The organism is Nocardia sp. CA-120079 (assembly GCF_050955745.1).
Lineage (GTDB): Bacteria > Actinomycetota > Actinomycetes > Mycobacteriales > Mycobacteriaceae > Nocardia.
In genome coordinates this window covers 3,006,061-3,027,061 of sequence record NZ_CP192088.1, presented here as the reverse complement: position 1 = coordinate 3,027,061, position 21,001 = coordinate 3,006,061, and the positions used below count along the sequence as shown (strand labels likewise).

Genomic DNA, 21,001 nt, shown 5'->3' with positions numbered 1-21,001 from the left:
GCCGCGTGCGAGCCGGTCGTGTTCCGGCTGGAGTACGCGGTGCTCAGGGCGCAGGATTACGGCATGGACAACGATGTAGCCGAGGCGGTGCGCGGGCTGCTGCCGGAACTGGCCGAACGCGCGGCGCAGGTCGACGTGACCGGCGAAATACCGGAACAGACGATGACCGACCTGGTCGCCGCCGGCGTCTTTCGGCTGCTGCAACCGAAGTGGAGCGGCGGCTTGGAGGCCGATCCGAATCAGTTCTACGACGTGGTCCGGATGATCGCGGGTACCTGCGGCTCCACCGGGTGGGTGGCCTCGGTGCTCGGGGTAGTTCCCTGGCATGTGGCGCTTTTCGACGAGCGCGCACAACGCGAGGTGTGGGCGGGGGGATGGCAGTCGGCGGGGCGGGTAAGCCCAGCTCACCCGAATGCGCTGATCTGTCCGTCCTATGCGCCGGTCGGCCGGTTGACGCCGGTCGAAGGGGGCTACGAACTCAGCGGGCGTTGGCGCTTCGCATCCGGCTGCGCACACGCGTCATGGGCGGTACTCGGCGGTACGGTCTACGCCGAGAACGGTGATCCGGTGGATATCGTGTCCGCGCTGGTACCGCGCGCGGATTACCGTATCGACAAGGTGTGGGACTCTGTGGGCCTGCGCGGCACCGGCAGCCACGACCTGCACATCGATCGCATCTTCGTCCCGGAATACCGGACGACGCGCAACTACGACGTCACCCACCGGCGTGGTCCGGGCCAGAAGCTGAATACCGGTCCGCTGTATCGCATGCCCTTCGGAACGATGTACAGCTATTCGGTCACCGCGCCGATGATCGGTTTGGCCGAGGGCTGCCTGGAAAAATTTCTCACGCGCATGCGCAATCTCAACCGACCGAGTTTCGGTGGCGGCAGCCTCAGCACCGACCGATCCGTGCAGATCGCAGTGGCGCGGGCCGAATCGGATGTCGACGCGGCCGTCCTGCAATTGCACCGGAACCTGCAGGATCTGTACGAACGTGCGCGCCGGCGCGAGGACATCCCGATGGAGCTGCGGCTGCGCGGCCGCCGGGATCAGGTATGCGGCACCGAGCGCGCGATCACCGCGATCGATCTGGTTTTCCAGGCCGCGGGCGGCATGTCACGACGCCGCGGCAATCCGATCGAACGGGCCTGGCGGGATGCGCATACGGGCAGCATCCACGCCGGTAACGATGTCGAATCGTCGCTGGCGCTGTGCGGCCGCGGCTCGTTCGGGTTGTACGTCGACGACATGCTGGTCTGAACAGCCGACGACCCCAATGGCCTGCCCTGCCATTGGGGTCGTCGAATTGCGCACTGCTACATCGGGTTCAGGTGATTACCAGCCGACGAGCTGGTCCATGACGAGCGACGCGCTGGCGAGGTAGTCGCCGTACCCACCGCGGAAGAACAGCAGCGGAGTACGCACCGACTCCACCCGCAGTTCGTGCACCTGCCCGACGACCAGAACGTGGTCACCGATCTCGACGATCTCGGCAACGGTGCAGTCCACCCACGCGACCACACCGTCCAATACCGGATTGCCCAATGCGGACGACTGCCACGTCACGCCCTCGAACCGGTCGCCGCCCCTGGACGCCATCCGCCGCGACACGTGTTCCTGGTTGCCCGCCAACGCATTTGCGCAGAACCGTCCGGTCTCGCGGATGCGTTGCAAGGTGGTCGACGACGTGTCCACCAGGAACGACACCAGGGGCGGGTCGAGCGAGACGGAGGTGAACGTCCCCACGATGAACCCGTGCGGGCGCTGATCATCGTCGAGGGTGGTGATCGCGACCACGCTCGTGGGGAAATGGCCGAGCACATTCCGGAAGTGGCGCGTATTGATCGCCACCACCGTCTCCTGCGTTGATCGGATCTCGCTCATATCCCTATCCCCTCGTGTCAGACCATCACGACCATCGACGGCGGCAGCTCGAGCCCCATCTTGACCAGTGCATTCGCGTGATAGGCGGTACCGGGAACGTGGACCATGTGCTGCAGTGCCATATGCGCGTCACGCCAGTACCGCTGGATCGGGTTACTCCGGCGACCGGCGTTTCCACCGGAGCGCGCGAAGATCTCGTCCAATGCCGAAACCGCCCGCCAGGCACAGCGAACCTGATTGCGCCGGATATCCAACCGGTCTTCCAACGTGATCGGCTGCCCGGACTCCAGCTGGTCATACAGCCGACTGACGCCGTTGATCAGCTGAATCCGCGAGGCCTCGATCTCCGAAGCCGCCTCACCCGCGGCGTAGAGCGTGTACGGATCGTCACGCACCTGAACACCGGTCACCGCGACGCGCTCGCGCTGCTGGTCCAGATGCACACGCAATCCGCCCTCGCAGATCCCGATTACCGCGGCAGTCAACCCGAGCGGGAACATGGTCGTGAAGGGCAACTTGTACACCGCGTCGGTAAGGCCGCGCTTTTCTGCCGCCGCACCCTGCATGATCTCGTCCTGGACGATGACGCGGTAGTCGGGCAGGAACGCCCCCTCGATCACCACGTCCTTACTGCCGGTACCCGACAGGCCGACCACGTCCCAGGAATCGTCGATGATCTTGTAGTCCGCGCGGGGAACGACCACATGCAGCACGGTCGGCGGCCCGGCCGGCTTGCCGGTGCCGTCACCGAGCAGTGCGCCGAGGAAGACCCACTCGCAGTGGTCGGTGCCCGAGGAGAACGGCCAGCGGCCGGTCAGCCGGTAGCCACCCTCGACCGGATCGGCGACGCCCATCGGCATATAGGGGGAGGCGATCCAGGTGTCCGGGTTCTCACCCCAAACCTCTTGCGGCAGACGGGGGTCCATCTGTGCCATCTCCCACGGATGAACGCCGACGACGCCGCACACCCAGCCCGCGGCGGGGTCGTTCTGCGCGACCGCCATCACCGCTTCGGCGAAATCGCGCGGGTGCGCTTGGTAGCCACTGAACTCCTTGGGCTGCAGCAGCCGCATCACCCCCGCCGAACGCAGCAGTTCCGCGGTCTTATCGCTCAGCTTGCCGAGCTTCTCGTTCTCCTCGGCGAGTGCGGCCAGTTCCGGCCCCAGCTCCTCGACACGTTGGACTACTTCGTGTGCCACGACGCACACCTCCTACTTACTGGGAAACTACAGGTGCCGCCGCGACGGCCACCGAAAGTGCCGATCTGGCGAGGGGATTGGCTCATTGTGATTCCTTGGTCCATTCGGTCACCATGGACTTTCCGCTCACTGGAAAGACGCATGGTGCGTAGGCGTCGGGCGGACTATGCGGCGGTTGGTTTACGGGTGAGGAATTCGATCGCCACCCGCTCGAAGTCGGACTTGCGCTCGATCTGCACCCAGTGCCCGCAGCGGGCGAAGGTGTGCAGTTCGACATCGGGCAGCCACCGGTTCGCGAAGTGCGCCTGGTCGTAGGGCAGCATCCGGTCGTCGCGACCCCACAGCATCAGCGTCGGGGTCGTGATGGTGGCTGCCTTGGTCCACAGCGGCGTATACGTCTGGCGCAGCTTCGGATCGAACATCGAACCGAAGATCGCCTTCATCCGATCGAGCACACCCTCGGCGGTGGCATTGCGCATGCGTTCGTCGACGAGTTCGTCGGTGATCAGCGCGGGGTTGAACACCATCGCCTTGATCCAGGCGATCATCCGATCGCGGGTGGGATCGCCTAGGAATTCGAACAGTCGCTGAAAGCCCTCGCTGGGGTCGGCCTGGAAGATACCGACCGAAAGTCCGCCCGAGCCCATGATGGCCATCCGGCGCACCCGCTCAGGATGCAGGGCGGCCAATTCCGCGACCACCGCGCCGCCCATGGAGTTGCCGATGAACACCGCGGAATCGATGCCGAGGTGATCCATCAGCCGCGCGATCCACTTCGCGGCGACCACCGGGTAGATCTCGTCGAGTTCGGGCAGCGCGCTACCGCCGAAGCCCGGCAGATCGGGTGCGATCACCCGGTACTGCTCGCCGAAGACCGGCAGATTGTGCTGAAAGTTCGACCAGGCGCTGACACCGGGACCCGAACCGTGCAACAGAATCAGCGGCTCACCCGCACCGACCTCGTGGTAGTTGACGGTGAGCCCGTCGACATCAGCGCTGCGCTGCGTCATTTCAGACCCGCGGACGGCGAGGTGCTGAGGAATCCGGCGCCCGGGCCGACGTCGAGGACGTCGCCGTACCAGGTCTGGCCGTACTGCAGCTCGGGCACCTTCCACTCGAGCGCCTGCCAGTCCGGATCCATGATCAGGTACCCGCCGGAGTAGAGCTCGACGCGGTGACCGGAGCCGGGATCGTGGATGTAGAGATACATCGCCTGGCCGATGCCGTGCTTGCCCGGACCGTGCCCGTAGTCGATCTCGAGATCGCGGATCTCGTCCGCGGCCCGCAGAATGTCGTGGTAGTTCTCGATATTGAAGGCGATGTGGTGGAACCGCGCCTTCTGGTCCTCCCCGTTCACGCCGATCGCGATGTCGTGCACCTGCGGGGTCACCGACAGCCAGGACGCCATGATGGTCTCCGGGAACTGCGGGATCATCGCGAACTCGCGGCGCTTGAAGCCCAGCGCGTCCTGCAGCCACTGTTCGGATTGGTTCACCGTGCTCGCGCTGGTCTGCACGTTCAGATGGTCGAGGCGGCGCACGCCGAAACCGCGGCGGCGCGAGCTGTTACTCGGCAGCTTCGAGCGCAACTCCGCTGGCGCGAGTGGCTTTTCGATGTCGTAGTAGAGCTCGAACGGGTGCTCACTGCCCGGCACCAGGAACCGGATCGCGGTGCCTCGGCCCACCTCGTGCCCGGCGGGCAGCTCTATCGTCTCGATCTCCTGCCGCTGGAGCTGCTCGTAGAACAGCTCGACATCCTGCGGGCGCTGGACTCGGAAGCTGTAGGTGTTCACCGTGGCCTCGTCCTGCTGGGTCAGCACGAGCGAGTGGTGGGTGAGCTCCTGGTAGCCGCGCAGGTAGGCCACGCCGTCGTCGGTCTGCGCGACGACCTCCATGCCGAGCAGGTCGCGGAAGAACCCCAGCGAACGCTCCAGGTCCGTCGTGCCGAGATTGATGCCACCCGCGTGCGCGATCTGAGGGCCGGGATCGTAGTCGTGGGAAAGAGTCATGCGAGCTCTCCTTGAAATCGATTGACGGCCAGGAACGCTAATTCGTGTGGCGTGCGCCACCAGGAGAATTTCCGCCCACCGGAAGCCGCGCGGTCGCGGTGGCCGGAGGAGGCACTGCTTCCGCACAGCGGGAACCGATCCCGGCCCGACAGCCGCAGCCCCCACACTCGGGAGGTCCACGCCCCGGGTGACCCAGGTCACTGGCCGGCGATGGCAGGAGATTCGCGGTCCGGAAGCAAGGAGATGGATATGCCCGCTGACGAGGAAACCTACGACGTCGTGGTCGTCGGGTCCGGAGGAGGGCTGGTCGGCGCCTATGCCGCCGCGTCTCGTGGCCTGCGCACACTCGTCATCGAGAAGACCGATCGCTTCGGCGGCACGACCGCCTATTCCGGTGCGGGACTGTGGTTTCCGGGCAGTGCCCCGCTGCGGCGCGCGGGCGTCGAGAACGATGCCGAAACGGTGCGCGGCTACCTCCGGGAGATCGTCGACGATCCATCCCGCGAAGTCATGCAGGATGCCTACCTGCGCACCGGGCCGCAGCTGATCGACGAAATCGAGCAGAACCCGTGGTTCGGTTCCTTCACCTACCAGCCCGTACCCGATTACTTCGCGGAGAAGCCGGGCGCGACGGCCGCGGGCAACACCATCTTCCCGGCCGAAATCGAGGCCGCCGAGGTCGCTGACCTCGCCCCGCTGATCCGCGATCTGCTCCCCAATGAGCTGTCGGGCGCGCAGCCGGGATCCGTGCTCACCGGCGGTCGCGCCCTCATCGTGCGAGCACTGAAGGCGTTCCTGGAGACCGGGAACGGCTTCTACAGGCTCGAGACCGCGCTCGAGAGCCTGATCGTCGAGGGCGACCGAGTGGTCGGCGTGGAGGCGCTCAGCAAGGGCGAGCGCGTGCGGATTCGCGCTACCCGCGGCGTCATCCTCGCCGCCGGCGGATTCGAGCGCAATCGCGAGCTGCGCGAGAAGCACAAGGTCGCCCCATACCACGGCGACTGGTCCGACGGCGCTCCGGGAAACACCGGCGACGCGCTGCAGGCGGCGGTCGCGATCGGAGCCGCTACCGAGTTGCTGGACCAGGCGTGGTACGTCCCCGGTGTCGTACAGCCAGGCGGACGACCGGTCTTCCACACCGGTACCCGCAGCGGCATCTGGGTCAACAGCGCGGGTGAGCGCTTCATGAACGAACTGCTGCCCTACGACCGGGCCGGGCGCGAGATGCTGCGGCAGCACAAGGAGACCGGCGTCGCACACATTCCGTGCCACTGGATCTTCGATCAGCGCCACATCGACCGGGACAGCTTCGGCGGCGACCCGGCCGTGCCGCCCCGCCCCGAGTGGTTCGCATCGGGTGCGCTGCGCAAGGCCGACACCATCGAGGAATTGGCCGACCTCATCGCCGTGCCCGCGGAGAACCTCCGCAAGTCGATCGAGGAGTTCAACTCCTATGCCGACAAGGGGGTCGACGAGAAGTTCCACCGGGGCGAGACCGTCTGGGACCAGATGGCCCAGTACATCGTCGGATTCCCCGCCGGCCCCGTGATGAACTATGTGAATCCACTCGACAACGGCTACCCGAACCCCCTGGTGGCGCCGATCGACACGCCGCCCTACTACACCGCCACCATCGCGCTTGCCGACATCGGCACCAAGGGCGGCCTGAAGACCGACGAGAACGCCCGCGTACTGCGCGCGGACGGCGAGCCGATCGCGGGCCTGTATGCCAGCGGTAACACGATGGCCGCCATGTCCGGCCGGGTGTACCCGGGCGCGGGGACACCGGTCGGCTCCTCCCTGGTCTTCTCGTATCTCGCGGCGCTCGACCTCGCGGGCGCCGCCGCGTGACAGGCGGCGCGACGACCGAGATTGCTTGAGCACGAGCAATATTCAGTAGCCTGAGGGTCGGCTGGGAGCGAACGGTTTCCGGCCGATCCCAGGAGCGCCCGGCGGCAAATAACAGCCGGGACACAGATCGGTATCCTTTTTCCCGCGAAAATATTCTCTGTACCGACCTGTATAAATTTCGGCGATTTCCGCCGACCGGGGGTCTTCGCGTGGTTACACTGGCCGCTGAAGTTCGAGTCTCCGAAGTAAGGAGGCGCTGAAATGACCTCGATGTTGAGGATCAGTGAAGCTGCCGACGCCGCAGAGCAGTCTGCGTTATCCCCCTCGCTGGTAGAACGCATGACATTGATCATGGAATCGTTCGGGGGCGCGCAGACGCGCCTCACGCTCGAGGAGGTCAGCGGTCGGACCAACATACCCCGGTCCTCGACCCACCGCATTCTGAAACATCTCGTTCAGCTGCACTGGCTGGAGCGCGACGGCCGGGAGTACGGCCTCGGATCCCTGGCATTGGGTCTCGGCGGGCGAGAAGACGGCCACAACGCATTGCGCGCCGCGGCATTCCCACTGCTGCACGCGCTGGCGGTGCGCACCGAGATGGTCGTGCACCTGGCCGTATTGGACGGCACCGATGTCTACTACCTGGACAAATTCGGCGGCCGGGCCGCAGTGGAAATTCCGTCGCGAGTCGGTGGCCGCGCCCCCGCCCACTGCACGGCCATCGGCAAAAGCATGCTCGCGTGGTTGTCACCCGAGCGAGTCGACAAACATTTCAAGAGCGCGATCCAGAAGCGAACCACCCGAAGCATCAGCGATATCGGGATCCTGCACCAGGAATTGAGCCGGATCCGGGCGCGCAACGGCCTCGCCTTCGAGCGCGGCGAATGTTATTCGCATATCGCCTGTGTCGGTGCCGCGGTGCGCGGGCCGGACGGGCCGATCGGCGCGATATCCATCGTCTGCGACGCCCAGGCCGCACTCGAACGACTGGCGCCGCTGGTCGCGAATACCGCGCACGCGATATCGGAGAAGCTGTTCGGCGGCGCGCCGCAGCCGGAACGGCCACGGCACGTACCAGCCACACCACGGATCGCGTTGCCCAGCGAGGCGCTGGGCGAACTGGTCGCCATGGGCGAGCGGGGCGCGTGGTTCTGAAACAACGAACAGCCCCGCCCCACCATCGGTGCGGGGCCGCCGAATTCTCTTATTCTGCCTGCGCTTTCGGCCGCCAACTCACGGCAAGCAAAACCGCCGCGCCGCCGACTCCACCGATCACCGCGATGGCCAGTCCGAGACCACCGCCGAAGGTCGCGTCGATGCCGAGCGCACGATCCAACGACGCCTTACCAGGCCCGATAGCCGCGATACAGGCGGCCACCACGGCCAGCATCAGCACATATTCGTAGCCGTCCTTGAATACGAAGAAGCCGTTCTTCCGATGCGCGATGACCGCGGCCACCGCCATGCTGCCGACGATGAACGCCGCCGCGGGCGCGGTGAGCAGTCCGGCCGCGAGGGCGATTCCGGCCGCCAACTCCCCCGCACCGCTCAATGTCGCATGGACCCGGGGCGGCCGCAGCCCCATCGAGGCGAACCAGCCCGCCGTGCCGGCCACACCACCCGCGCCGAACAGGTGGTTATAGCCGTGTGCGGCCATGGTCAGGCCGACCACGAGCCGGAGCACCAGGATCGCGGCATCGATAGTTGTCATGCGAAAAGAGACTCCTCATTGTCGAGATCTGGCTACGACGTCCACAGCCGCGCACAGGGCAGCGGAAGCAGGCCGTCGTCGAGCTCGGTATCGATGTCGACGTCAACGCCCAATCCCCGCACGGCCGCCGCGAAACATTCGGCAGCAGCCCGTGCAGCACGATACTGCAGCGTCGGATGCCCTTGAAAACGCACCAGGATACGACACTCGTCACCGCACGGGCGAGACCGACGTAGCGATATCGGGTGCCAGTCGGGCTGGTACTTGATCGCCGTCGGTGAACCGTGTCGAGCCATTGTCGTGTCCTCGCCGTGCAACACATCGATGTGTCCGCTCCTCGCACCGGGATGCCAGGCGAATGAGCGACAGCCAGATTCAGTGCACTCAATATAAACCCTACTAGGGCGCCCTAAACAGGCGAGTGTGATCCACGCCACAAATGTTTTCGAGGGCTACTACCGGGCGGTACCGGCGGGCAGTAATCGCGTCAGAAATGACAGCGGCGTCCGGCGCAGCGCCGGATCGGTACCGATGAGCGCGACGACGGCGGGCTCGATGGCGGCTCCGGCATCGGCCGCCAACCGTGGCAGGCCGAGTTCGGCGCACTGCGTCAATACCGGATCCAGCACGGCGATGGCCTCTGCCAAGCGGTCTGCGGTTGCCAGGCAGCATGCCGATAGCAGTCGCGCCTCTAATAATGCCCGTGGGCGGCGCTGGCGCTCGAGGCCGCGCACCAACCGCTCGGCCAAGACGGTGGCGGTGTCGGCGGCCTCGGCCGAGTGATCCGCCAAGAGCAGCCGTATTGCCGAATCCCACTGGATTTCCGAGGTGAGGATGGTGATTCCGTCGCCTTCGGCGCGGTAGGGCTCGAGCCGCTCGAGTGCCGCGGCCTCGTCCGCGGCGATGGGCAGGCCGAGGCGGATTCGCTCGTTGACGATGCGGGCGGCCAACCGGGGCAGTGCGAGATTGCGGGCCATCTTCGCGCCCTCGACCAGTCGCTCCCCCGCCGCCCCGAGGTCGCCCCGCAGCGCCGCGATCCGCGCGCCGATTCCATATGTCGCCGACACGAATTCGACCGCTCCGCCCTCAGGCCCCGCCTTGACGCTCTCGTCGAGCAGCGCCTCCGCTTCGTCGAGTTCACCCCGCCAATAGCACATCGCACCGAGCAGTGCGCCCGTCATACGCGTGATGTAGGAATGGCGGCCGGTTTCCAGTGCCATCGACCGAGCAGTTTCCAGATGCGCCTGCGCGGCCGCGATATCGAGTTGCTCGAAGGCGGCCACACCGGTCAAGCCGTAGCTGTGCAGTAAGCCGGTCGGCCCCTTGACCCGGGCCCGATGCGGCGCCACCCACCGCTGCCATCGGTACACCTCGTCGAAGTCGAACCGATAGAGAGCGGCTGCCGATCCGACACCCGCCGCGATGGTCGCGATGAACGGGTCGACCTCCGACTCGAGCCGATGCGCGACGTACTCCGGCAATTCCGCGAATCGGTCGGCGGTGAGCCGGCACGCGGCACGCGCGAGCATGGCCTCGAGGTGGAGTCCGGCGGTGTCGTCCGCATCCGGCCGATCGGCGCCGAGCACCGCGTCGACCCGATCCAGGGCCGCCTCGGCGGCCACCGGCCGCTGTAGCGAGATATTGCCCCAAGCCACGAACAGTTGCAGGCGCGCACTCGATACCGCGACCGCGGTCGGCAGTTTGGCGACCAGCCCGAGCAGGGTGGCCGTCCGGGCACTCTCCAACAGTTCCGTCGCGCGCTCCTCGATCAGGCGCAGCGCACCGCCCGAATCACCGGCGGCCAGTGCGTGATCCACCGCTTCGTTCAACATCGCGTGGTCGGCGAACCAGTCGGCCGCGGTGCGGTGCAGCCGACTGCATCTGTCGGGATCCTGTTCGGCCAGCCTGCGGCGCAGGAAATCGCCGAACATGCGGTGATAGCGGAACCACTCGAAGTGGTCGCCGGCATTGTCGCGCAAATCGACATTGCGCAGGAACAGATCTCGGGCCTTGACCTGCTGCAACAACTTTGGGGCCGCGGGGCCCGACAACGCTTCGGCCAGTCCGGCGCAGATCTTCTCGGTGATCGAGGTCGCCAGCAGAAAGTCCAGCAGGTCCGGATCGAGCGTGTCGAGCACGTTCTCGACGAGGTACTCGCCGATCGCCTCGTGCCGGCCCGACAGCTGATCGATGAACTCGGCGGGATCACTGCTGCCGCGCAGCGACAGTGAAGCGAGTTGCAGCGCCGCGACCCAGCCCTCGGTCGAGTCGAGCAGTTCGGCTACCTGCGATCTGCCCAGTGTGAGGCGATTGATGTCGAGCAGGAACGCCGTCGATTCGGCATCATCGAATCGCAAATCGTCGGAATCTATTTCGACCAGTTCGTCGCCGACCCGCATCCGGCTGAGCGGCAATCCAGCGCGCGTTCGGCCGGTGACGATCACCTGCAGGTGATGGCATCCGTTGTCCAGCAGGAATTCCATGGCGGCGCGGGTACCGGCATCGGTGACCAGGTGCCAGTCGTCGATGACGACGGCGAGCGGCGCACCGCTGTCGTGCACTTCATCGATGAGCGATGCCAGCACATATCGGGTGGCATCGTTGGAACGCTCCTCCAGCATCGTCACGAGCCCGCCGGCCAGATCCTGGCGAGCCCGGCGAATCGCCTCGACCAGGTGGGCGAGGAACCAGACGACATTGTTGTCGTCGTGGTCGATCGTCAACCACGCGACCGACATCCCCTGTGCGGTAAGAACATCGCGCCACTGCGCGGCCAGTGTGCTCTTGCCGAAGCCGGGCGGCGCGTGGATGAGCAGCAGGCGGCGATTGCCGCCCTCCTGCAGTTTGCGCAGCAGCCGCGGCCGGTCCACCAGGGGGCGGCCCGAGGTCGGCGGACGATATTTGGTCGACGCGACCGGCGGTGGCACGGTGGTCCGCGGGCCGGTCCCGCGCTGTGCGGGCGCCATTATCGGCCCGGACCGCGGTTCGTGCGCATCCGCGGGCACCGCCATGGCGTCCACATCGAGCCCGCAATTTCGCTGAACATCGCGCAGCAGATAGCCGAATTCGACTGCCGTACGCGGTCTTCGGTCCGGATCGGTGGCCATCGCGGCCTCGATCGCGGCGCGGAGTTCGGCGGGGACGTCGACTTCACCCAGGTCGGGACCGGATGCCGAGGTGACTCGAACGAAATGCGCGAGCACGGCCTCACCGGACTGGCGTTCGACGGCCGCGTGCCCGGTCAGCAGGCAGAACATGGTGGCACCGAGGCTGTAAACGTCCGAAACCGCGCTCGGCGGCGCACCGCGCAGCACCTCGGGTGCGATGAATGCCGGTGTGCCGGTGATGCGTCCGGCGGAGGTCTCGAATCCCCCGCCGATATGCGCGATGCCGAAGTCCGCCAGCTGCGGCTCCCCGTAATCGGTCACCAGAATGTTCGCGGGCTTCACATCCCGGTGCAGTGTGCCCGTCGCATGCGCCGCGGCGAGCGCCCCGGCGATCTTCACCCCGATCGACAGCAACTCCTGCCACGGCAGCGGCCCCGTCGCGCGCAACCGCGCATCCAGCGACCCGCGCGAATGGAAGGGCATGACGATGAACGGACGGCCGTCGGCGGTCACATCGGCCTGATGCACCGCAACGATATTGGGATGGCCCGAGAGTCGGCCGAGCGCGTGCTGTTCCCGGACAAATCGCTCGCGTTCGTCGCCGCTGATCTCCGAGGTCAGCACCTTGACCGCCACGGTGCGATCGAGCGAGGGCTCCAGACACCGATAGACGACGCCGAAACCTCCGCGGCCGATCTCCTCGGCATCCTCGAATCCGGCGGCGGTCAGTTCCGCGGCGATCCCGAACCGGATATCGCGCTGGGTGTGTTCGTTCTCGTAGTCGGACATGGCGAATCGGCTAATCGACCGGCGTCGATCCGCGCGAACCCCCGAAGCCGCAATGTCCGACCATACGATCACCTCTCGAGGCAAACCTGCCGACCCCGACCTGCCGATCATAGTCGGGAAAGCCGAGCTCCGGTGGGTTGCCGAGCCAGTGCCGGGGATTGGCGAAAAGCCGTTGCGGACGCGATCTGCAGGCGTACTCGAGATCGTTCCGCTCACCGGGATCCGACAGCCGCCATCGCCGGGCGCTCGATATCGTCCAATATTTGTCATCAGCTGACTAAATTCATCGGTCAGGAGCACCCGATGCGTGCACAGGGCGTTGTGCACGAGTCCGACCTGGTGATCGCTGACGGGCTGGTGGAAGAGGTCTCGATGGACGGTATGTGCGGCGTCTACTGACCCGAATACACCAGCTCACCCGCCACGATGGTCACCGCGACGATCTCGGCATCGAGGTGATGGGCAGCCTCGTCCGGCGGTACCGACAGCAGTGTCAGGTCGGCAACCGCGCCGGGGGTGATCCGGCGCGGCATCGCCGGGCGCTCGGGTGCGCCGAAGAACAGTGACAGCGCTTCGGCGACCGAAACCGCCTCCGCGGCATGGAATTCCGTCGGCCGATGTACCGCGGCACGCACTACCGACCACGGATCGGGTGCGCCGAACGGTGCGTCGGACCCGGCTGCGACACCGACCCCGGCATCGAGGAGTGAACGCAGCCGCCACAGATCGGGCAGATCCTCCGCAGGCACCTCGTCGCGGTACTGCTCGGCTCGTTCGACCACGAAATGCGGCTGGGTGACGACCGTAACTCGCTGTCCGCGCAGCCAATCCAGCGATTCGCGCGGGATCACCGCACCGTGTTCGATCCGATCCCCCGCTCGCACACCGGCCAGGTCCAGCGCGGCCATGGTCAAGATGAACTGCACCCGCGTAACGCAGTGCACCGCGACAGCCCGGCCCGCCGCATGAATCGCGCGCAGCCGGTCGGCGAATTCGTCGAAGGGGGGCAGATCGAAATCGTCGAGCACGATCTTGGTGGGGCCCAACGTGAATCGTGTGCCACTGGGCTCCAACACTTCGGGCGGAGCCATGCAGTGCACCCGCTGGACCATCCGCCCGGTTTCGATCGTCTCGGCCAGTTGGTCGATATCGGTCTGTGCGAGTCCCGGGGTCGCGTCGGTGAATCCGGTTATGCCCATCGTCGCGGCGGCGGCGCTGACCGCGGCAAGATCCGTTGTCCGCGAGTCGATTCGCTCCCCCAGCCAGGAGTCGAGACGGCGCAGCCGCCCGGTCGGCCGTCCGGTCTCGTCGCGTTCCACACTCGGCGTGTCATTGCTGTCCAGGCCGACCAGCTCACATGCCATCGAGTTGAGCTGCCACAACACACCCGTGCGATGCTGCACGCGCACGGGACGGTGCGGGAGCATCCGGTCCAGCACCGCGCGATCGAGGGGTCCGGCTACCGACTCGTGGTATCCGGTGCCACGAATCCACCTGCCGGGCAGCAGCTTTCGATCCTCCTCTTGCAATCGCGCCGCCAACTCGGTTGCGGTGCGCACCTGCGGCGGGCCCAGTGGAACCGATTCGTAGGTCGCCGCGAGTGAACGCAGATGGATGTGGTGGTCGTGCAGTCCGGGCAGCAACCAGCCACCGCCCGCGTAGATCTCGTCCTCACCCGGCAGGCGAACCAAACCGGTCGCGCATTCGGTAATGACACCGCCCTGGGTGCGCACGTCCATCCGGCCCGAACCGAACACCTCCGCGTCACGAATCAACATGGGGCACAATTCATTTCATTCCGTCCAGTTGCGGTACCCGCGGTTGCAGCACCCGTTGCGAACGACCGTGGTGCGGGCATTCGACAACCCAATCCGCACCATCGACAAGCACTCGATGCGGTCCATGGGTGAGCGCGGGGGCCGAGGCGAAGGCGGCGGCAGTGGCGCGCATGGACAGGTCGATCAGCTGTCCCCCGCCACCGAGAACGGCGCAGCATACCGCCAGTGCCGCACAGATTCCGGTGAGTGGATCGGCGATGGCATCACCGCAGAACACCGGCTCGCCCGCGTCCCAGCCGACCAGGCCGCCCGCCACCGCCGCATCGTCGCCGAATGCCACGCGCATCGGCTCGGCACGTCCATACCCGGTCAGGCTCAGCCAGACCTGTCCGTCGCGATGCACACGTTCCCCGGGAGCCAGCCCGAGTTGGGCCATCGCCCGCGGCCGGGATGCCTCGATCACCACGTCCGCGGTGGACACCAACTCGCGCAGCGTTTCCCGCCCCGCGGGTGTGTGGAAGTCGACGGCGGTCTGTTCGTGCCCGCCGTGGAGCCAGTCGAAGAAGCGGGGATCACCGCGGCGCGCGCCATCCGGGCGTCGCGTGCTCTCCACCTTGATCACCCGCGCGCCTGCGCGCCCGAGCAGATGGGCACACAGCGGGCCGGCCCACATCGAGGACAGATCGACGACCACCAACCCATCCAGCCGTGCTCCGACCACCGGATCGGCAATCCGCATTGTCTGCCACGGGCATTGGTGATCCGGCGTCGCGGATGGTGCGGCTGATGGCCTGTCGACAGGGCGTGCCGCATCGTCGGCCAACCCTGTGGCAGGGCGCGCGGCGGCAGGCAGCACGTCGGCGGGATGTGCGGCAGCGGGCAGCGCGGCTTCGCGGTGCACGTCGGCGGCCAGCGCGGCGGCAGAGTCTGCAGCAGCAGGCACTACGTCGGCAGAGCGCGCGTCGGAAGGGCGCGCGTCAGCAGAGCGCGCGTCAGTAGAGCGCGCGTCGGCAGAGCGCGCGTCGGAAGGGCGCGCGTCAGCAGAGCGCGCGTCAGCAGAGCGCGCGTCGGCAGAGCGCGCGTCAGCAGAGCGCGCGTCGGCAGGCAGCGCGTCGGAAGGGCGCTCGGCGCCAGGCAGCGCGGCGGCAGGGTACGCGGCGGGTGGCAGCGCGGCGGCCGGTACGCCGAGTAACTGTGCTCGGTCGGCGAGGTCGGTTGCGGTCCACTCACGGGCGGCCGCGGTGAGCGTCTCCCACGGATCGTCGCCCACCGAATCCAACCCCAGGATCGCGGGCACTGAGTCGATATCGTCTTGGCGGCTCAAGTTGATCGCGCACCAGCCGTCCGAGGTGCGCAGCAATCGACCGGCTCCGCCCGCCGTCTGCTGACCGCCGCGTCGTAGGTTCAGCAATCCGGCTCGACCGGCCAGTAGCAGCCCTGGATCGGCTCGGACCTCGGAGCCGATCTGTGCGGTGATTCGCGCCAGCGCCTCAGCGGTTTCGAGGAGCAGTCCGTATGCCGCTGCGGGCGAGACAACGGGAGCGCCGTCGGAGCGTCCGGTCAGATCCATGGCGCCGGACGCTGCCCAAGCGAGCACTGCGCACTCCGGCTGTGTTTCGACCGGGCGCGACAGGACATCGGACGGGCACAGTGACTGCACCCAATCCCGCAGCACCGCTGCGGTAGCCGAGGTATTCGTGTGCAATCAGCTCCTCGTCTCTTCCACCGCGTCGACCAGGCCCCACTCCAGTGCGGCCGCCACGGTCAATCGCTGTTCGGTCAGCATCAACCAGGCGGCGCGCCAGCGGCCGATCCGCCGCGGCACGCTGACCGTACCGCCCGCTCCGGGCACCAGGCCCATCCGCAGTTCCGGGAATGCGAAATAGGTATCGGGGGCGGCGATCACCGTGCCCGCGAACGCGGCCACCTCCGCGCCCGCGCCGATGCATGCTCCGTGGGCGCGCACCGTGACCCGGTCCCGGATGCGGTCGATGATCCGCCACGGCGCCCGATCCAGCCGAACCAGATACGCGGCCACCAGATCGGTCGCCGTCCCGAATTCGTCCAGATCGCCACCACTGCTGAAAACTGGTCCCGTCCCGTTGATTTCGACGGTGGTGAGCGTGGAATCGAGGTCGGCCAAGCGCACCGCCTCCAGCAGTTCCTCACGCAGCCGCATGCTGAGGGCATTGCGTCGCTGCGGGTGATTCAGCGTGATCGTCAGGCGATCGTCATCGCGGTGTGTCCGAACCAATGCATGCTCCGGCGGTGCGACCGTGCGCGGCGCGCCACGCTCGGCCAGCCATCGCTCGAATTCGGTGCCGCCGAGGAGCATCGAGTACACCGCCGCCTCCGCCGCCAACGCGGGCACGGTCGGCAACCGCACCGTCTGGCGCAGCAACTGTCCACACGCGACGGCCGCGCGGGGCGAATGCCGCACCGCCGCCCCCAGCAGATCGAGCGCGGCATCGACATCGTCCACCACAACGGCCTGCGGCAACGAGTTCGCCGCGGCGTCCGTGGTGAGGGTGAGCGTCGCCGCCTCGAGCAGTGGCGCCAGACCGGGTGTCGCAGGCCCACGCAGCACCCCGACGACGAGCGGCAGCGCCTGGTTCATCCGTTCGGCGGTCCGGGCGACCTGGTCCGGCGTTTCCGTGCCGAATGCGTCCAGCGGGACCACCACCATCGGGGTTGCCGGGGTTCCGTCCGCGGTGAGCTCCACCGCGAACTCGTCGAACAAATCGATCCCCGAATCCGGCATAACTAAAAACTAACCGCGTCGGCGAGAGGGACCAACTGCATCGACGCTCCGGTCGTTCATGGCCGGAACCGACCGGAAAGAGTATACCTAATCTGGTTAGAGTAGCTCACAGTACGATTCTCGACCCGGAAGGCCCACAATGACCGATCAGCCCGATGTCCTCGTGGAACGCACCGACACGATCGTGCGGCTGACCCTCAACCGCCCCGACCGGCTCAACGCGCTGACGGGCGACATGATGAACGAGGCCGCGGCGGTCGTCGAGAAATTCGGCGACGATCCGACCGTTCGGGTATTCGTCGTAACCGGCAACGGGCGGGCATTCAGCTCGGGGGCGGACCTTTCCAACTCGGCCAGCAATGGTCCACAGGTCGCGACGCTCGACGCGGCGAACCGGTTGATCCGTGCCCTGCGCGCCGCACCCCAACCGGTGCTCGCGGCGATCAACGGTCCCGCGGTCGGCGTCGGATGTTCGCTGGCCTTGGCCGCTGACATCACGGTCGCCCGCGAATCCGCCTACTTCCTGCTCGCCTTCGCCAATATCGGTCTGATGCCCGATGGCGGTGCCACCGCCATGGTCCCGACTCTGATCGGGTATGCCCGCGCCGCCCGCATGGCGATGCTGGCCGAACGCATTCCCGCACCGCTGGCTGCCGAGTGGGGCTTGATCGGCCAGGTGGTGCCCGATACCGACTACGATGCCGAAATCGCAAGGCTGGCAACCAAGCTCGCCAACGGGCCGACGGCGGCGTACACCCGCACCAAGCGCGCGTTCAACGCGATGGCCCTCGCTCAGCTCGATCAGGCGCTCGACCTGGAACGCGAAGGTCAGTCCGCCCTCTTCGAGACCGCTGATGTCGCCGAGGGCATCGCGGCGTTCAAAGCCAAGCGCACACCAGGTTTCATCGGCCGCTGAGCGAGTTCGTCAGATCCGGCAACCCGAGATCGTCTCCACCACACTCGCTCAGTTCGCTCTCGATACCACCGGTCCCCATTGATCGGGTGGTGTACCCAGGTACACCATCGTTTCGGGACCTCACTCCCTGGGCTCGCCCCTCCGGCGAGGGCATCGTTGATGCCAACGAAGTCGTCGGCCCCGCCCCGAGCCGACGGTGACCCCGGAGAGGACAGCCAGCATGGCAACGATGAAGTCGGTTCAGACCAGCACACCCGGCGCGATCACAGTGGTCGAGGAGCAGCGCCCGATGCCAGGTCCGGCCGATGTGCTGGTGCGGGTCCGGGCGTGCGGAATCTGTGGCACCGACGCGACCTTCGTGCACATGGGCGGTATGCCGAAGGTACTCGGGCCGCAGGTCAAGGCCGAGGCCCTGACACCGGACCAGATGCGTCCGGTGGTGCTCGGCCACGAACCGGCAGGCGAGATCGTCGAGGCCGGCGCCGATGTCACCGGTCTGCGCGTCGGTGATCACGTTGTGGTCAATCCGCAGGCCGCCCCGACGGGCATCATCGGTTGCGGCGGACCCCTGGGCGGTATGAGCGAATATCTGCTCATCGAGAATGCCGTGGTCGGCTCCAGCGTCGCCATCGTGCCGGATTCGGTGCCCTTCGCCGTGGCCGCGCTCAACGAGCCGATGGCCGTATCGCGGCATGCGGTGAACCGCTCCGAGGCGAAGCCGGGTGATAAGGCGATCGTCTTCGGTGCGGGCCCGATCGGGCTCGGTGCGGTGATCTGGCTGAAGCTGCGCGGCGTCGAGCATGTTGTCGTCGCCGATGTGATCGCCTCGCGGCTCGACACCGCCCTCGCGGTGGGCGCGGACGCGGTCATCGACTCCACAACCGAGGATGTCGCCGCCCGTCTCGGTGAACTGCACGGTTACGGGAGCAACGCCCTCGGCGCACCGCGCCCCGACACCGACATCTACATCGATGCGGCCGGAGTAGCCGCGGTCGTCAATACCGCCCTCGCCAACGGCAAGTGGGGCGCCAAGCTGGTCACCGTCGCCGTGCACAAGAGGCCCGAACCGATCGACCTCGGCGCCATCCTGCGCAATGAGATGACCATCATCGGATCTCAGGGCTACCCCACCGAGATTTTCGAGGTCACCCCCGAGATCGCCGAGCACGCCGACCGCTTCGCCCGGCTCATCAGTCACCAGGTTCCGTTCGCCGATGTGCAGAAGGCGTTCGAATTGGCCCTCACCCCTGGCGCGGCGGAAAAAGTGGTCGTCACCTACGAATGAGCCGCGGTCTACTTCCGTTTGCCGGGATCGGCCCTGGCGGGCCGGGTCCAGCTGAAATAGCATTCTCTGAAATAAGAGAACCATTCTCTTACTTACCTGGCCCCGAGCGACAAGGACTGTGCATGACCGAAGTTACGGCACGGCCATCCGAACAACGCGAGCCCGCGCTGCGCACCACCGCGGGTGCGGTCCGTGGGCGACGGGAGAACGGCTTGGTCGTATTCCGCGGGATTCCGTTCGCGCGACCACCGATCGGTGCCGCACGCTTCGCGGCACCGCAGCCGGTCATCGCGTGGGACGGCGTGCGCGATGCCTTCGAGTTCGGACCGCCACCGCCGCAGGAGACCTCGTTCGGCAACCGCTCCGGCGGTGTCGTCCTGCCGAAAGGCGACGACTGGCTCACCGTGAACGTCTGGACACCCGATCCCGACCCGGCTGTCCGTCGGCCGGTGCTGGTGTGGATCTACGGCGGCGCCTACAAGCTCGGTTTCTCCGGCAGTCCCGGCTACGACGCGCAACATATCGCGCACGACGGCGACCTCGTGGTCGTCACGCTCAACTACCGGCTCGGCATCGAGGGTTTCGCGCGCATCGACGGCGCACCGGCCAACCGTGGCCTGCTCGACCAGGTCGCCGGCCTCGAGTGGGTGCGCGAGAACATCGCCGCGTTCGGCGGGGATCCCGATCAGGTCACCGTCTGCGGGGAATCCGCCGGTGCCGGGTCCATCGCGGCGCTGCTGGCCATGCCGAGCGCGGCGGGGCTGTTCCGGCGAGCGATCCTGCAGAGCATGCCGGGCACGTTTTTCTCCGACGAGCTCGCCACCGATATCGCGACCGCCATCGCCGCACAAATCGATCTGCGGCCGACGGTGACGGACCTGTCAGGTGTGGATCCATGGCAGTTGACCGACGCGGGAGCCCAGGTCGGCGCATCGATGCGGCAGTACGAGCGATGGGGCGCGGTAGCCAACACCATTACCGCGTTCTCGCCCGTGGTCGACGGTGACGTACTGCCGAAGACACCGTGGCAAGCGCTCGCGGATGGCTCCGCCCGCGATGTCACGGTGGTCGTCGGGCACAACCGGGACGAATTCCGGCTCTTCCTCGCCCTCGGCGGACAACTCGGCACGATCGACGACACACAGGCCTCGCACGCGCTGCGGATGTTCGGCCCGGGGTCCGACGGTGCGCACGCATACCGCACGGCATTCCCGTCCGCCGGACCGGAAGAGCTGTTCGAACTGGTTCAGACGGATTGGCTGTTCCGGATGCCCGCACTGCACCTGGCCGAAGCCCAGGCCGCAGGCGGTGGCCGCGCCCATCTGTACGAGCTGACCTGGCCGGCACCCGGCAACGGCGGCGTCCTCGGCGCCTGCCACGGCCTCGACGGACCACTGTTGTTCGCCGCCTTCGGCGCCCAGCTCGGCCCGCTGCTCCTCGGTCCCGAACCGTCGGCCGAAGCCCGGGAACTGTCGGCGTATATGCGTGCACGCTGGAGCGAGTTCGTCAGGACCGGCGAACCGGGCTGGGCCGCTTACGATTCGGAGCAGCGCCTGACTCATATCCTCGATGCGAACCCCTCGGTCGTCGCCTACCCCGAGGAAACCTCGCGCGGTCTGTGGCGCGAACACGTCTTCTCGGCGCTGCCACTGCTCACTTAGTGCGCGCTCGGCGCGGTGCTCGCGGCGGCCCGCACCGAGGATGGCCCG

The 21,001-nt window shown here is 67.0% G+C and carries 16 protein-coding genes; 7 read left to right on the top strand and 9 right to left on the bottom strand.

The window, feature by feature from the left end; translation table 11 throughout:
• Positions 1-63: 63 nt before the first annotated feature.
• Entirely contained in the window at positions 64-1,263 is a 1,200-nt protein-coding gene (gene hsaA, locus ACQPYR_RS13685; protein WP_433631975.1) for a 3-hydroxy-9,10-secoandrosta-1,3,5(10)-triene-9,17-dione monooxygenase oxygenase subunit, read from the top strand.
• A 75-nt stretch (positions 1,264-1,338) separates the two neighbouring features.
• Here the strand turns inward: hsaA and ACQPYR_RS13680 are convergent, their stop codons facing one another.
• From ACQPYR_RS13680 to ACQPYR_RS13665, 4 genes are all read right to left on the bottom strand, one after another.
• Entirely contained in the window at positions 1,339-1,887 is a 549-nt protein-coding gene (locus ACQPYR_RS13680; protein ID WP_433631973.1) for a flavin reductase family protein, read from the bottom strand.
• 17 nt (positions 1,888-1,904) lie between these two features.
• A complete protein-coding gene (locus ACQPYR_RS13675) occupies positions 1,905-3,086 on the bottom strand; it encodes a hydroxylase (RefSeq protein ID WP_433631970.1) in 1,182 nt (393 codons plus the stop codon).
• 164 nt (positions 3,087-3,250) lie between these two features.
• On the bottom strand, positions 3,251-4,096 hold the full coding sequence (locus tag ACQPYR_RS13670) for an alpha/beta fold hydrolase (protein ID WP_433631967.1): 846 nt from the start codon (positions 4,094-4,096) through the stop codon (positions 3,251-3,253).
• Positions 4,093-5,094 carry a VOC family protein gene (locus ACQPYR_RS13665; protein ID WP_433631965.1) on the bottom strand — a complete coding sequence of 334 codons (1,002 nt, stop codon included), beginning with the start codon at positions 5,092-5,094 and terminating at the stop codon, positions 4,093-4,095. The genes ACQPYR_RS13670 and ACQPYR_RS13665 overlap by 4 nt, the downstream gene beginning before the upstream one ends.
• 249 nt (positions 5,095-5,343) lie before the next feature.
• Between ACQPYR_RS13665 and ACQPYR_RS13660 the strand changes: the two genes are divergently transcribed.
• Positions 5,344-6,945: an FAD-dependent oxidoreductase gene (locus ACQPYR_RS13660; RefSeq protein ID WP_433631962.1), complete on the top strand. Its 1,602-nt coding sequence runs from the start codon at positions 5,344-5,346 to the stop codon at positions 6,943-6,945.
• Between the two features lie 261 nt (positions 6,946-7,206).
• A complete protein-coding gene (locus ACQPYR_RS13655; protein ID WP_433631959.1) occupies positions 7,207-8,100 on the top strand; it encodes an IclR family transcriptional regulator in 894 nt (297 codons plus the stop codon).
• Between the two features lie 49 nt (positions 8,101-8,149).
• Here ACQPYR_RS13655 and ACQPYR_RS13650 read toward each other — a convergent pair whose 3' ends face one another.
• Positions 8,150-8,656 carry a DoxX family protein gene (locus ACQPYR_RS13650; RefSeq protein WP_433631958.1) on the bottom strand — a complete coding sequence of 169 codons (507 nt, stop codon included), beginning with the start codon at positions 8,654-8,656 and terminating at the stop codon, positions 8,150-8,152.
• Between the two features lie 455 nt (positions 8,657-9,111).
• Positions 9,112-12,552, bottom strand: a complete 3,441-nt coding sequence (locus ACQPYR_RS13645; RefSeq protein WP_433631955.1) for a protein kinase domain-containing protein — start codon at positions 12,550-12,552, stop codon at positions 9,112-9,114.
• A 303-nt stretch (positions 12,553-12,855) separates the two neighbouring features.
• Between ACQPYR_RS13645 and mftA the strand changes: the two genes are divergently transcribed.
• The gene (gene mftA / locus ACQPYR_RS13640) at positions 12,856-12,951 is read left to right on the top strand and encodes a mycofactocin precursor MftA (RefSeq protein ID WP_433631952.1); all 96 of its coding nucleotides are present in this window, start codon (positions 12,856-12,858) and stop codon (positions 12,949-12,951) included.
• Here mftA and ACQPYR_RS13635 read toward each other — a convergent pair.
• The 3 genes from ACQPYR_RS13635 to ACQPYR_RS13625 are packed head-to-tail and all read right to left on the bottom strand — an operon-like array spanning position 12,945 to position 17,091.
• A complete protein-coding gene (locus ACQPYR_RS13635; RefSeq protein ID WP_433631949.1) occupies positions 12,945-14,330 on the bottom strand; it encodes an amidohydrolase family protein in 1,386 nt (461 codons plus the stop codon). The genes mftA and ACQPYR_RS13635 overlap by 7 nt on opposite strands.
• 10 nt (positions 14,331-14,340) lie before the next feature.
• Entirely contained in the window at positions 14,341-16,035 is a 1,695-nt protein-coding gene (locus ACQPYR_RS13630; RefSeq protein WP_433631946.1) for a CoA transferase, read from the bottom strand.
• Positions 16,036-17,091 carry an enoyl-CoA hydratase/isomerase family protein gene (locus ACQPYR_RS13625; RefSeq protein WP_433631943.1) on the bottom strand — a complete coding sequence of 352 codons (1,056 nt, stop codon included), beginning with the start codon at positions 17,089-17,091 and terminating at the stop codon, positions 16,036-16,038. It abuts the gene before it with no gap.
• Positions 17,092-17,230: 139 nt separating this feature from the next.
• Here ACQPYR_RS13625 and ACQPYR_RS13620 point away from each other — a divergent pair, with 139 nt between their 5' ends.
• The 3 genes from ACQPYR_RS13620 (at position 17,231) to ACQPYR_RS13610 (ending at position 20,953) form a co-directional block, all read left to right on the top strand.
• Positions 17,231-18,007, top strand: coding sequence for an enoyl-CoA hydratase (locus ACQPYR_RS13620; RefSeq protein ID WP_433631940.1), 777 nt, complete (start codon positions 17,231-17,233; stop codon positions 18,005-18,007).
• A gap of 229 nt (positions 18,008-18,236) precedes the next feature.
• Positions 18,237-19,292, top strand: a complete 1,056-nt coding sequence (locus ACQPYR_RS13615) for a zinc-dependent alcohol dehydrogenase (RefSeq protein WP_433635124.1) — start codon at positions 18,237-18,239, stop codon at positions 19,290-19,292.
• A gap of 122 nt (positions 19,293-19,414) precedes the next feature.
• Positions 19,415-20,953: a carboxylesterase/lipase family protein gene (locus ACQPYR_RS13610; protein WP_433631937.1), complete on the top strand. Its 1,539-nt coding sequence runs from the start codon at positions 19,415-19,417 to the stop codon at positions 20,951-20,953.
• Positions 20,954-21,001: the final 48 nt, after the last annotated feature.